Raw genomic sequence first — 14596 nt, 5'->3', positions numbered from 1 at the left:
TTTACTCATTTTCTGTGTTTGAATTCATTGCGGGAAGGGTTTTCCCTACATCCTCAATCGGACTGCGGCGGTGCTCTTTAAGTTGCTTAAAAGCCGACGGCGTAAGTCCTGTGACCTTTTTGAATTGATTGGAAAGGTGCGCTACGCTGCTGTAGTGCATTTTATAGGAAATTTCGGTGAGGTTCAGTTCTTCATACAGCAACAATTCCTTGACGCGCTCAATTTTGTGCAGGATGATGAATTGTTGAATGGTGATGCCTTTGACTTCGGAGAAGGTATTGCTGAGGTAGGTATAATCGTAACCGAGCTTTTCAGCAATGAAATCGGAATAATTGACCTTGGGCATTTCCTCCGAATGGTGGATCATCTCTGTGATGACATTGTTGATGCGTTCGATGAGCACCGCCCGTTTGTTGTCCATCAATTCCAAGCCGGAGCTACGCAATCCTTCATTGAGTTGATCGCGTTGCTCTTTTGTGAGCTCTTCCATGGTATCCACTTCGCCCAGCTCGACCAACACAAAGTGCAGGCCCAGCTTCTTCAACTCTTCCTTCACCGCCATTTTGCAGCGGTTGCTCACCATGTATTTGATGTATAATTTCAATCGGCGATAATTTTAGTTCCCCTCATTTCAAATCTATGCCCATTCCATGGTGGAGGGCTTATACTCCAAAAGCAGATTGTTGCATTATTCACAGATCGCAATGAGGCATGCCTCAAGCGTTTTCATCAAATGCAATATCCTCTACACTTTCAATTTTAAACTCCGGCTTGTCGATGGGTAACGTAAAGTAGAAGGAAGACCCCTCTCCTTCGATGCTTTCCACCCAGATTTCGCCCCCGTTTTTTTCCAGAAAGCCTTTTACCAACAACAATCCGATGCCTGCGCCTTTGTTTTCCTTTCTTGCTGCCGAAAGGGACTTAATCTGCGGGCTAAACAGCTTTTTCTGGATTTCACTGGACATTCCTATGCCCGTGTCTTTGATCCTTACAATGATCCGTCCGTCTTTTTCCAAGGCCGACACAGTGATCGATCCACCTTGTTTTGTATGCTTGATGGCATTGGAAACAATGTTTTGGATGATCGAAATCAACATTTTCCCGTCTGCAAAAACAGAAACATTTTCCTCCACTTCTTGGTGAAGATTGACGGCATTGATGGCTGCTGACTCGTTGAGCGTCTCAAATACGCGGTTGATATAACTCGTCAGTTTGATCTTGGTGGGCGAAAACGTATCGGTCGCATATTTGATCCGCGCCCATTCGACCAAATAATCCAGCATGTCCAATTCGTCTACCGAAGACTTGTACAGTAGCTCCAGCATCTCTTTGACGACCTCCGGATCCATCTTTTCAAAGTTGTCCTTCAGATACTTTGCCGTGCCGATGATGGCAGAGAGTGGCGAACGCAAATCGTGGGAAAGAATGGCCAACACGCTCTCCTTGTGCGTATTGAGGTCCTCCAGTTCCTTGACATACTTTTTGATCGCATCCTCAGACATTTTACGATCCGTCAAGTCCCGCAAAATTTTGACGTAGCCCAACAGCTCACCATCGATTCCCGTCAGTGGAAATACCAACCCGTAAGCATAAAACAGGCTGCGGTCCTTGGCGATGTGCCATCGGTTGTCGGTCGCACGACCGTCGCGCAAGGCTGTCTCTATTTCGCCCTGAGGAATCCCGCTTTGAATGTCTTCCTCGGTGAAGATCAAATTAAATGGCAAGCCGATCACCTCATCGGTTTCGTAGCCAAAGATTTTCACCGAGCCGCTGCTCCAACTGTTGATCGTATAATCCAAATCCAGCGTGAAGATCGAATAGTCCTGAAGGCTGTCGATAATTTGGCTGTAAAATTCGGCAGTCGGGATGTATCGCCTTCTGAGAATTTTAGATGGATCCTGCTCATTACTCATAAATTTCAATTCTCCTTCGATTAAACTATACCATCAAATCCAACGTCCGAAGAGATTGCCAACTGCTCCAGGATCCGCGAAAAATCACGATTTCTTCTAAAGGTCGACTATTCAAGCGTGGTATCCTAGCGAATGCCCTCCATTGGCCAAATGAGAGGATTTGCAGTGAAAATCAATGACTTCGGACGGGAGGGCCATGCGATGCCGATACAATTTGTGGTTCTGGGGTTCCCGAAATTTCCCGTTTCCTTCTCCTTTACTGGGGCCAAGCCAACCAACCCAACAATGTCCGACAACCCGTCAAGGTTACCGGACATCGTTAGGCAGGCCTGAAAAACCTATCGCGCGATCAGCTTTCCTGATTGCAGCAGGCGATCATTTTCCAAAACCTTGTAGAAGTAGATTCCCGCCGCGAGGTTTTGCGTGGCAATGGACTGCGTTCCTTGTGTCAATGTCTGATTCAGCACTTCGGCCCCCATGGCATTGTACATCCTGATGGAGGTTTGCCTTTGCGCAAGCTGCTCGACCATCAGGCTTTGGCCTACGACGAATGGATTGGGATAGACCAACACTTCGTCATCTGCATGCATCGCATCCGCAGGGATCCCGACCGGACCGCAATTTCCAGGTGTGATCACCGGATTGGCGTCAATTGCAGTCGTCGTCAAGGCGCCGGCTGTCGTGAGCACGCGGCCGTTGATCACTACACCTGTATTAAAGGCACCCAAAGCGCCATTGTTGCAGAGAATCGTGCCGTTGAAGATGGAATAGTTGTTGATGTCGGCTGCGCCTTCGACCAACCAATAGACATTTTTGGCATCCGCACCGTTGATCAGCAGCACCTTCGAATTGGCAGCTGCGGTAAACGCACCGTTGATCTTCATCACAAACACTGCATTGGGATTGCCCAGCGCATTCAAATAGACGCTGTCGGTCAAGGTCGTCGCAGCATCCAACAGGTAAGCATGCGGCGTCAAGACCAAATTGCGGCCAAACTGAATCGGATAGAGCAATTCGATGTCGGTGGCCATCAGGTTCATTTGTTGGTACATCAGCAACAAATCGGCAGCGCAAGCGGCTGTGGATCCGTCAGGTAGCGGATGGATTGTGCCATTCACAAGCAGGCTGTCAAAACCTGTCGTCGGTCCGGTATTGCAACCGACATCGCCCAACACGGTCGTGATTCCCGAATTCGTGACACTGCCGTCACCCGAGAAAATGGCATAACATTCGACGGTACCCAAGGTAGGCGCCGTCGGGCCGTTCAGCACGGGGCTACCGCAACCAATCGGCGTATAAACCAAGGCGCCGTCAATGGTCACCGCCCCTGCAGTAGAGAGTGCGCGACCTTCCAAGGTGTCGCCGGTGTTCAATTCGATCGCGGCATTGTTGGCGATGATCGTGCCACGCATCACCGATCCGGAGGCGACACTGACCAAACCTTCGACTTTCCAGAAAACATTGCAAGCCAATGCCCCATTGGTCAGCATCACACGTGTGCCTGCACCGGCAGACAACGAACCTTGAATTTGAAAGATGAAAACCGCATTCGGATTGTTCAGTCCATCCAAAGTTAATGTTCCTCCCAAAGTCGCTGCACCTGAGACGGCATAAACCCCGGCTGTCAAGGTGACACCGTTGCCCAACAATGGCGCAAGATTGCCTGTGGGGATGGTTCCGTTCAGTTGATTGTAAGCGATGAGCACGTCCGCAGCACACAGCGCCGAAACCCCATCCATGTCATGCATGCCGCCGTTGACATTGCCAAAGCCCGTACTCGAGCCGTTGTTGCTGCCAACATTGCCCGTCACCTGTGAGATGCCGGAGTTGGTCACCGCACCTGCGGTAGAAAAAAGCGCAAAGTCAGCCGCCGAACCCAAGGTTGGGGCCTGTGCAAGCGCAAGCATTGGCATCAGCAAAAAAGGCGCTGCCATTATCTTTTGTACAAATTTCATAATCATTTTCATTTATATTCAGATGGACCCGAAGGGGTCAAAAACATAAGCAGCCCAATAGAGCCACTCTCCCACTGCAAAGTTGGGGCATGCATCGCGATAGCGCGTTACACGCAGCGGGGGGGATTGTTACATAAATGCTTGATTGGGGGATCGACGTGCAGCCACAAAACGACCGCTGAATCAGGGGGATTGGGCTACTACAATAATGTAAATGCCTATCGGGAACTTGACCAGTAAAACCAGAATGGGGCAGGATTCTACCTTCCAAGCCCGAAGGGCTTGACCTGTGGATAGCCCCGGATGAAGTCCGGGGTTGGCGATCCTCCTTAATTGTCAACTCCGCCGCGGCGGATTGAAACTTTGGGGGATGCTCGCTACCCCCAGTTTCACTGTGGGCTATCCACAGATCAACCCCTTCGGGGTTGGTACCTCGAACAGCTTATATAGGTGACCCCTTGATTTTACTTAAAAAATTCACTGGTAAAGTTCCTGATAAGCACAATAATGTAAAATATACTTATCTGGAAGATTGCCACTAAGCCAAGTCGTTTGTCATTTCGACCGGAGTCTTTGGGTATTTGCAAGGCTCCGAAGGAGCCGCAGCAAATATCCAAAGACGAAGCGGAGAATTGCGAAGCACCCGTGAATTCCTTTGAAAGAAAGGCGCTGATGAGCAAATCTGGCGCCTCACGATACACCTCCGCATGACCGGATTGGTGATGAAGTACCGCTGAAATGTGCTACCTAACCGTCTTATGGTTAGACAGGAGGTGCTACAAGAGGCGCTAGATTTCTCCGCTGCGTGGTCGCGTCGCTTCGCTGCCTCGACCACTTCGGTCGAAATGACAAATGGTTTTTCCAAGCTGCTGGTAAAGTTCCCGATACGCATTTTATTTACTAAATTGGAACCATTCAATTTACTAGACATGAAACAACACAATGATTTTTCTACCCTTGGCAGGGTTTTCTCTTGGGCAATGAATGCCTCTGGCTTTGCTTTCACGCGGCTGAAATCGCGGCCTTGGCTCAAATCCCTGATGCTCCTTTGCTTGATTTTGCCATTCAGCGCGCTGGCAACGAATCCCCCGCAGCGGGAATCAATCCGCAGATGTCCTCCCCGACGATGCGCCTGATGGAAAACAAGGGGCAAGTGACCGATTTGGAGGGCAACCCGCGGCCGGACGTGCTCTTTTTGGGGCAAAATGGCGGCATGAAAGTCGCGGTGCGTCCTACAGGTATTTCCTTTCAGTTTGAAAAGCAGGAGGCTGCACCCGCGATGGACCCGGGGCGCCCTGCGGTCTTGAAGGATTTTGAGAAGCCCGAGCCGACGCTCAAGGAGACCTACCGCCTGGATCTTGATCTGGTCGGGAGCAATGCAACGCCGCAAATCATGCGAGGGACTGCCACGGGCTATTATGAAAACTACTACAATACCCCCGATGCGCCAGATGGAATTTTGGAGGTGCAGGCCTACAGTAAAATCACGCTGATGGATGTTTATCCCGGCATCGACTGGGTGATTTACAGCCATGAAGGCGGCTTGAAATACGACTTCATCGTACATCCCGGGGCTGATCCCCATCGCATTCGAATGCAATACAAAGGTGCAACAGCCAGCACGCTCCTGGAGGATGGCAAGCTCAAGTTGGCTACGCCGATGGGTGAAATCACGGAGGACGCACCTGTTTCGTTCTCAGCGGATGGCGCACCCGTGGGCACGCAATTCAAGCTCTTGGACGGGGAGCTGACCTTTGAGCTTGGGCCCTACGACAGCATGCAGACGCTGGTGATCGATCCCGCACTGGCTTGGGCGTCGTACTATGGCGGCGCAGCCGAGGAAAATGGTTATCGGATCACTTCATTTGGCAATTCCGTCCTCTACCTTGCTGGTATGACGTCGAGTACCAACGGCATTTCCATGGGAGGACATCAAAACACCATGGGAGGATATTGGGACGGCTTTGTTGCAAAATTTGACACGAATGGAAACCGAATCTGGGCAACCTATTATGGTGGGTTTGATTTCGAAAGCGGCAGTGGCGTGGCCACCGACCTGCTCGGCAATGTATATCTCTCCGGCATCTCAGGCAGCTCATTTGGCATTGCATCGGGGGGGCATCAAAATACGATGGCTGGCAACCATGACGCCTACTTGGTCAAATTCAATGCAGCTGGGATAAGGGTCTGGGGTACTTATTATGGCGGAACGGATCTGGATGGCGGTCAAGAGGTTGCAACGGATGCCCTTGGCAACGTGTATCTTTCCGGCGGCGGCAACAGCACGAGCGGGATCGCCGCTGGGGGCTATCAAAACACATTGGCGGGAGGAACCGATGCCTACCTCGTCAAATTCAATGCTGCAGGTGTACGAATCTGGGGCACTTATTTTGGCGGGTCGCAATATGATGGTATCACAAGGCTAGAATCCGATGCTGCCGGAAATATTTACGCTGCTGGCTTCACCGAAAGTGCGAGTGGTATTGCGACCGGTGGCCACCAAACCGTCTATGGCGGCAATACGGATCTCTTCGTAGCAAAATTCAATGACTTGGGCGCTTTGCTATGGTCCACATATTATGGCGACACCTCCCTTGAAGACTACCCCGATCTCGCCCTGGACCAAAATGCCAATGTCTATCTGGCAGGCCAAACCAGAAGCCCCACGAATATTGCATTCGGAGGCCATCAAAATCAAATCGGCGGACGATGGGATGCCATTTTGGTGAAGTTCAATTCGGCGGGGATCAGATTGTGGGGCACCTATTACGGTGATACGATGCGGGATTATGGTACCGCCGTCTGCACCGATGCCGCTTCCAATGTCTATTTGGGAGGCTTCACCCAATCTACCAGATTCATTGCCTCGGGCGGCTATCAAAATGTCCTCACGAATTATAGGGATTCCTACATCGTCAAATTTGATCCCGCAGGAAACAGGATTTGGGGAACCTATTTGGGGTTTCCCTACAATACCTACATTTACGGGTTGCATGCGATCAACAACTATTCCATCTTCATCCTCGGCAATACAACCATCGTTGGAGGGATGACGGGCCCGCATCAAACGGTCTTCGGGGGAGGCACATACGATGCATTCCTCGCCAAAATCACGCAAGGCGCGTGCACGCCACCGGCCCCGGCTACAGGCGCTGTCCATGCCAGTCATTGCGCTGGCACGCCCATCCCGCCGATATCTGTGGCCATTCCTGCGGTGGGTGACACCATCCTCTGGTACACAGCCGCTGTCGGCGGCAGCATCGCCACCGGCACCGTCCTGGGCACGCGTGGCAATTCCTTCCTGCCCAGCAACCCTGCTACATTTACCTATTATGCAGAAACCAACAGGACAAGCTTACCCTGTTCCACGGGTACGCGCCTTCCCGTCACCCTGACCCAGCTTACGAGCCCCACGGTGGTGGCCTCCTCCAACAGTCCCGTCTGCCAAGGGGGCACGCTCACCTTGGCTGCGACCCCCAACATTGCCTACAGTTGGTCGGGGCCGGCGGGCTTCACTTCCAACATTCAATTTCCATCGATCTCCAACTTTGCACCGACCCAAGCCGGCAATTATGCCGTCACGGTGACCAGTGTCAACGGATGCACCGCGACAAGCTCCGTCACGGTGGCTTTCTTGGCCACGCCCGCCACACCTTCGGCACCGGTCAATGCGAGCTATTGCGCGGGAACACCCATCCCCATCCTTGCCGTAAACGCTCCGCCTGTGGGGCAAATGATCTATTGGTTTACAGCGCCCACCGGCGGCGCGGTTGCGAGTGGCACGGTGTCAGGCATCAGGGGAAACAATTTCCGGCCGACGAGCGGCGCCACCGCCACCTATTATGCCGAAGCCTGGGTCACGAGTGCCGGCTGCATCAGCACCGCACGCACGCCGGTCACGCTCACATTGATGCCATCGCCGAGCGCCGCCGCGAGCAGCAATACGCCCGTATGCGAGGGCGACACCCTTTTTCTCATGGCGAATGGCGGCAATACCTACGCCTGGACCGGGCCGAATGGCTTCAGTTCGACACTGCAAAATCCCATCTTGGGCAACGTCGCTGCGGCGATGGCAGGCGCGTATATGGTCACGGTCACGAGTGGCAACGGTTGCAATGGCAGCACAACGATTACCGTCGCCACCTTGCCAACCGCGATCGCGAACTTCAACTTTGTGCAAAACCCCGGCAACGGCCTGGATTATACCTTTACCGATGTTTCCACGGGTACGCCCACGACTTGGGCATGGGATTTTGGGGATGGGAACACGAGCAACCTGCAAAACCCAACCCATACGTATGCGGCCTCCGGCAACTACGTCGTGCAGTTGATCGTCGCCAATTCTTGTGGCAGCGACACCATCGCACAGAGCATCGTCGTGGTCGGTTGGTCGGCGATGCTTGATCGGCATATTGCGCTCTTCCCGAATCCCAACCATGGCGATTTCCACCTGGAAGCAAGCGGCCTTTCGGGCTGGCAAGCATCCGTGGAAATCACAAATGTGCATGACCAAATCCTCGCGTTTTGGAGCCCCACCCTGGACGTGGGCAAATTGCGGCTCGACATTTCCCTCGATCCTGCCGCCACCGGCGTCTATTTTGTCAAGATCGCAGATGCCGAGGGGGTGGTTGTGAAAAAGCTGGTCATTCGGTGAGGGTCTTGGGCTGCGATCGCTTCTCAGGGGAATTGTGATTTTGGGGTTGTCCCGTTCCGTTGTTGGGGCTCAAAATTTTGAGCCCCAACAACGGAACGGGAAGCGAGAAGTCACGAAGATCGAATGGAGACAATACGGTCAATGTTTTTTAGGCATTGACAAGAGGGAAATAAAACGGGGAAGACGGAAACAGCTCGCACGTAAAAGATCCGCAAAGTCAAAAGAAACCAGACCTTGCGGCGCTTGGCGTTCTTGGCGGTTGGAACCGGGGGGCCATGCGGGTAAGTCGGAAGCCTTCCGTCCAACACCATCCTTCCGATTCAAGTCAATTGCTCGTTGTAAGAATTCCGGCCATTTGATTGGTTGATGAAAAGATTCTGGAATTACGTGTGCCAATTCTCAAGTAAATCGCTAACTTCGCAATCGATCATGCTCAAGAGATACACATCGTTGTTTTTTCTGCTGCTCGCCTATATGGTGATGCTAGGACACAACCTTGTGCCGCATTACCATCATGACGCGCAACTGGCGATTGCCCTGCAGGAACATGATGAACACGGGGATCACCACCACGACCATTATCATGCGGGTCAACAGGAAGATTCGAATCAGCATGCTGATCATCAGGGCGAATCCCAGACGGACTTTCCTGAACAATCCCATCATGATTTCGCTCACAACGTCCATGAATCCCAAGTTTATATCACCAGTGGTGACAATGCCGATCGCGATCCATTGCCGACGCTGGATGTATGCTGTTTGGCTCCAAGCCTTCAAACTTCGGACAGTAGTTTAGTTTTCGCATACGACAAGCCTCCTTCCGAACCGAAAACCTACCTTTCCCCGCATGCGCTGTGTTCAGGATTGCGTGCCCCACCGTATTTGATGGTTTGACCAATTTCCAATTCGGAAAATGGGTAACTGTTGCATCGCTGTGATGTGACAGACAATGCCCGTTTGTTCAATTTCAAACTTCAATACGATGAAAAAAATTCTATTGCCTTTGGCAATGATCGCGGCACTCTTGTTCGGTTGCAATACAGAACATGGTCATTCCCACGCGGAGGAGGAGCAAGGCTTGGAAGCATTGGCCTACACGCTTTATACAGACAAGACGGAGCTGTTTGTCGAATTCAAGCCGCTTGTGGTGGGAATGGAAAGCAAATTTGCAGCCCACTTTACGAAGCTGGGGCCCTTGTTTACCGCCTTTACCGAGGGTACGATTTCGCTTTCGCTGACTGTGAGCGGAAAAACATCCAGAGTAAAGGCCACCGAACCTTCCAATCCAGGGATTTTCAGACTTGCCTTGAAACCGGAAATCGCCGGGGTAGGCAGTCTCGTCTTTGACATTCAAACCAAGGAATTCACCGACAAGATCACGATCGACAGCGTCACGGTCTATCCCGACGAAAAGGCGGCGCTTGCCGTTCAGGCTTCGGAAGCGGGCGGCGGCGGCGGCGACATCAGCTACCTCAAGGAACAGGCTTGGAAGGTTGAGTTTGCCAACGAACCGGTCAAAAGGCAGCCCTTTACCAATGTGATCAAGACCAGCGGCCAAATTCTCTCAGCACCCGGCGACGAATCCCTCGTTACCGCGAAGGCAGGAGGTATCGTCCATTTCCTCGGTGCCAACGCCATCATTGGATCCGAAGTCGCGGCGGGCGCAGCGCTTTTCACGATCTCGGGCGGCGATCTTGCTGTTGGCAACCTCGATGCGAGCCACCGGGAGGCCAAAACCAATCTGGACAAGGCCAAGGTCGATTTGGACAGGGCTACAGACTTGGTGCAGGACAAACTCATTTCCCAGAAGGAGTTCCAAGACACGAAGCTCAAATACGACCTCGCCCTGATCGCCTTCAATACCCTTGGAAAGAATTATTCCGGATCCGGGCAAACGATCACGACGCAGATGGGAGGCTTTGTCAAGAACATACTTGTTACCGAAGGACAGCGGGTAGAGCCTGGCACCGCCTTGGCAACGATTTCCAAAAACAAGAAGCTGATCTTGCAAGCCAACCTTTCCCAGAAATATTTCCACCTGCTCAATTCGATCCGATCTGCCAACATCAAAGCGACGGAAGGAAATGCCATCAGCACCGACAGCCTGCATGCGCAATTGGTTTCGTATGGCAAAAGCACAACTGCCAATGCGCCGTTTGTACCGATTTCCTTTGAAATCGACAATACCGGCAACATCATTCCGGGTTCGGTGGTCGAAGTATTTCTCAAATCCGATCCGATTCCTGACGCGTTGGTGATTCCGGTTTCGGCTTTGGTCGAGGAACAAGGAGCCTTCTTTGTCTATGTCCAAACCGAAGGGGAGAGCTTTCAAAAACGTGAGGTGAAGCTGGGCGCCAATGACGGAATTCAGGTTCAGGTGCTTGGCGGCATCAGCGAGGGCGAACGCGTCGTGACCCAAGGTGCCTATCAGATCAAGTTGTCGCAAGCCTCGGGAACCTTGCCCGCGCATGGCCACGAGCATTGATTCTTCCCATTTTGATTCACGATTGATCCAAAAAGTATATGAAAAACGCAGTAAAACTTCTTTCGTTGATTTTCCTGATCGTATTCCTGGGCTCCTGCAAAAAGGAAGGAATTGGCGGTAATGCTACCCTTTCAGGGCATGTGATGCATCATGCGGTGAACATCCCCAATGCCACCGTTTATCTGAAATACGGGGCCAAAGAGTTCCCCGGAGCTAGCACCGATGTTTATGATGCCAGCACCATCGCAAGTGCAGGAGATGGCCATTTTGAATTTGAAGAATTGGTAGCGGGTGACTATTACCTATATGGGGTAGGCTATGACAGCGCCATTTCTCAAGCCGTTTTTGGCGGAATTCCAGTCAACTTGAAGAAAAACGCCACCTTGGAAGTGACCTTACCGGTGGTCGAATAAAAGCAATCCGCCCCGCATTGGCCTGGCAAAACCGGGAAAGCAGCATTGCGGTATGTCACTGTCGTGTAACCCTTGAATTAACGTCATGCTCAACAAGATCATCAATTTTTCGCTGCACAACCGATTGCTGCTCGTGGTCGCCTCCGTGCTGCTGCTGATATTCGGAACATTTGTGGCATCCCGGATGGAGGTGGATGTCTTTCCAGACCTCACAGCGCCGACCGTCGTCGTGCTTACCGAGGCGCATGGGATGGCACCGGAAGAGGTGGAAAAGCTCGTGACCTTCCCGATTGAAACGTCTGTGAACGGGGCAACCAATGTGCGCAGGGTGCGCTCCTCGTCCTCGGCGGGCATTTCCATCGTTTGGATCGAATTTGAATGGAACACCGACATCTTCAAGGCACGGCAAATTGTCAACGAAAAGATCAGCGCAGTCGCCGAAAAACTGCCTGCGGGCGTGGGCACGCCGACCATGGGGCCGCAGTCCTCAATCATGGGGGAGATCATGCTCATCGGCCTGACCGCCGACAGCACCTCCCAAATGGATTTGCGTACCATCGCCGATTGGACCTTGCGCCCGCGGTTGCTTGCCACCGGCGGCGTCTCCCAAGTCATTGTCATCGGCGGCGATTACAAACAATATCAGATCCTCGCCTCACCCCAAAAAATGAATTCCTTTGGCGTATCCCTTACCGAACTGCTCAAAGCAAGCACGGAAGCCAATGGCAACTCCTCCGGCGGATTCATGAATGAATATTCCAATGAATACATCGTCAAGGGAATCGGCAGGACGAGCGAAGTCAACGAAATCGGGAGTGCCTTTGTCAAGATGGTCGACGGGAAACCGGTCAGAATCGAGGATGTGGCCGAGGTCAAAATTGGCGCATCCCCCAAAATCGGGGACGGCTCCCTCAAAGGAAAGCCTGCCGTCATTTTGACCGTAATGAAGCAGCCCGCTACCAATACACTCGCCCTCACCGCCACAATCGACGACGCCATCACCGAATTGCAAGCGACCTTGCCCAAAGACGTCGAGATTAACACCAAAATTTTCAGACAAGCCGACTTCATCAACGCCTCCATCGGCAACATCAAAAAAACCCTGTTGGAAGGCAGCATTTTTGTGGTCATCATCCTCCTGCTGTTTCTGATGAATTGGCGGGCTACACTTATTTCATTGCTGGCCATTCCGATTTCCTTGATCGTAGCCATTCTCACCCTCAAGTGGCTCGGCTTCACGATCAATACCATGAGCCTTGGCGGAATGGCCATTGCGATCGGGGCCTTGGTCGACGATGCGATCATCGATGTCGAAAACGTATTTCGAAGGCTCAAGGAAGATGCCCTCAAACCCGTCGGGGAGCGGCGGGACAAACTCAAAGTAATCTTTGATGCCTCCGTCGAAATCCGGACCTCCATCATCAATGCGACCTTCATCATCATCGTCGCCTTTGTGCCGCTTTTTTTCCTGTCCGGCATGGAAGGGAAGTTGCTTGCGCCATTGGGGATCGCCTTCATTGTCTCGCTGTTTGCATCGCTGATTGTATCGATCACCCTGACACCCGTTTTGGGAAGCTACCTGCTCACGAATGAAAAGATGCTGCAACGCCAACACAAGGAAACCTGGCTCGTCGCGCGGTTGCAACGCGGCTATTCCTTGCTGCTCATCTTCGTGATGCGTTACCGCAAGACCGTCATCGGAACCTCTTCCTTGCTGCTCGCGGTTGCGCTTGCACTCGCGACGCAACTCGGCAGAAGCTTCTTGCCAGAATTTAACGAAGGTTCGCTCGTGATCAGTGCCGTAAGCCTTCCGGGCATTTCCCTCGAAGAAAGCAACAAAATCGGGACACGCGTCGAAATGGCATTGCTCTCCATCCCGGAAATCAAGATCACCACAAGACGTACCGGCCGGGCCGAACTTGACGAACATGCGCAAGGGGTGAATGCAGCGGAAATCGATGCGCCTTTCGTATTGACAGACCGGAGCCGCGAGGAATTTATGACGGAGCTACGGGAAAAGCTTGCGGGTGTATCGGGCGCCAACATTACGATCGGGCAGCCCATCGGGCACCGCATCGACCACATGCTCTCCGGAACGCGCGCCAATATTGCGGTGAAGATTTTCGGCACGGATTTGAACCGCCTGTTTACGCTATCCAACGAGATCAAAGACCAAATTCAAGGTATCGAAGGGCTCGTGGACCTCAGCGTCGAACAGCAGGTGGAAATTCCTCAGGTTCAGATCAGGGCAAAGCGCGCACTGCTCAATCATTATGGCATTACCATCGGGCAATTCAAGGAATTTGTGGATGTCGCCTTTGCCGGGGAAAAGGTCTCCGAAATTTATGAGGGCAACAAAACCTTTGACTTGATGCTGCGATTTGACGACGCCAACAAAGGCAAAATCGAAAACATCCGCAACGCGATGATCGATACCCACGATGGTCAAAAGATACCGCTTTATGCTGTCGCAGACGTGGTGAGCACCACGGGGCCGAATACCATCAACCGTGAAAAAGTTCAACGCAAAACGGTTGTCTCCGCCAACGTCGCTGGACGGGACCAAAAAAGCGTGGTGGAAGAGATTCAAAAGATCGTCAATGAAAAGATTGCGTTGCCCGAAGGGTACCATATTGAGTACGGAGGCCAATTCGAGGCGGAGGCGGAAGCCTCGAAGACCTTGCTTTTCACCTCCTTGCTGTCGTTGCTGATCATCTTCCTCCTGCTGTTTCAGGAATTCAAGGAAGTCAAAACGGCTTCGATCATCTTGATCAACCTGCCGCTCGCCCTGATCGGCGGGGTATTCAGCATCTACCTGACTTCCGGCATCATGAGCATCCCCGCGATCATCGGGTTCATCACGCTTTTTGGCGTGGCGACGCGCAACGGCATCCTGCTTGTCTCGCATTACAAAACGCTCAGTGCGGAGGGTCTCGGCTTGTATGAGACCATCATTCAAGGTTCGAAGGACCGGTTGAGTCCGATTCTCATGACGGCACTCACGGCCGGGTTGGCGCTGATTCCGCTTGCCATCGCAGGCGACCTTCCTGGCAACGAGATTCAAAGTCCAATGGCCAAGGTCATTCTGGGCGGGCTCCTCACCTCCACCCTCCTCAATATCTTCATTGTGCCCGTGGTTTATTATATGTCCAACGCAAAATCCGCATCCAAATGAA

The 14596-nt window shown here is 52.3% G+C and carries 8 protein-coding genes; 5 read left to right on the top strand and 3 right to left on the bottom strand.

The window, feature by feature from the left end; genetic code table 11:
- Position 1: 1 nt before the first annotated feature.
- From IPN95_08545 to IPN95_08535, 3 genes are all read right to left on the bottom strand, one after another.
- Entirely contained in the window at positions 2-583 is a 582-nt protein-coding gene (locus IPN95_08545; protein ID MBK9449450.1) for a helix-turn-helix transcriptional regulator, read from the bottom strand.
- Positions 584-716: 133 nt separating this feature from the next.
- Positions 717-1913 carry a PAS domain S-box protein gene (locus tag IPN95_08540; protein MBK9449449.1) on the bottom strand — a complete coding sequence of 399 codons (1197 nt, stop codon included), beginning with the start codon at positions 1911-1913 and terminating at the stop codon, positions 717-719.
- Positions 1914-2251: 338 nt separating this feature from the next.
- A complete protein-coding gene (locus IPN95_08535) occupies positions 2252-3847 on the bottom strand; it encodes a DUF3494 domain-containing protein (protein ID MBK9449448.1) in 1596 nt (531 codons plus the stop codon).
- A gap of 1045 nt (positions 3848-4892) precedes the next feature.
- On the opposite strand from IPN95_08535, the gene IPN95_08530 reads away from it, so the two are divergent.
- From IPN95_08530 to IPN95_08510, 5 genes are all read left to right on the top strand, one after another.
- Positions 4893-8522, top strand: a complete 3630-nt coding sequence (locus tag IPN95_08530; protein MBK9449447.1) for a PKD domain-containing protein — start codon at positions 4893-4895, stop codon at positions 8520-8522.
- A 366-nt stretch (positions 8523-8888) separates the two neighbouring features.
- Positions 8889-9416 carry a hypothetical protein gene (locus IPN95_08525; protein ID MBK9449446.1) on the top strand — a complete coding sequence of 176 codons (528 nt, stop codon included), beginning with the start codon at positions 8889-8891 and terminating at the stop codon, positions 9414-9416.
- Positions 9417-9504: 88 nt separating this feature from the next.
- On the top strand, positions 9505-11007 hold the full coding sequence (locus tag IPN95_08520) for an efflux RND transporter periplasmic adaptor subunit (protein MBK9449445.1): 1503 nt from the start codon (positions 9505-9507) through the stop codon (positions 11005-11007).
- A gap of 38 nt (positions 11008-11045) precedes the next feature.
- Positions 11046-11420, top strand: coding sequence for a carboxypeptidase regulatory-like domain-containing protein (locus IPN95_08515; GenBank protein ID MBK9449444.1), 375 nt, complete (start codon positions 11046-11048; stop codon positions 11418-11420).
- 85 nt (positions 11421-11505) lie between these two features.
- Positions 11506-14595 (top strand): efflux RND transporter permease subunit, encoded by a 3090-nt coding sequence (locus tag IPN95_08510; protein MBK9449443.1) that lies wholly within the window; start codon positions 11506-11508, stop codon positions 14593-14595.
- The last annotated feature ends 1 nt before the right edge of the window (position 14596 follow it).

This window comes from Bacteroidota bacterium, from assembly GCA_016718825.1.
Taxonomy (GTDB): Bacteria; Bacteroidota; Bacteroidia; order J057; family JADKCL01; genus JADKCL01.
This window is presented reverse-complemented; position numbering and strand designations above follow the sequence as displayed.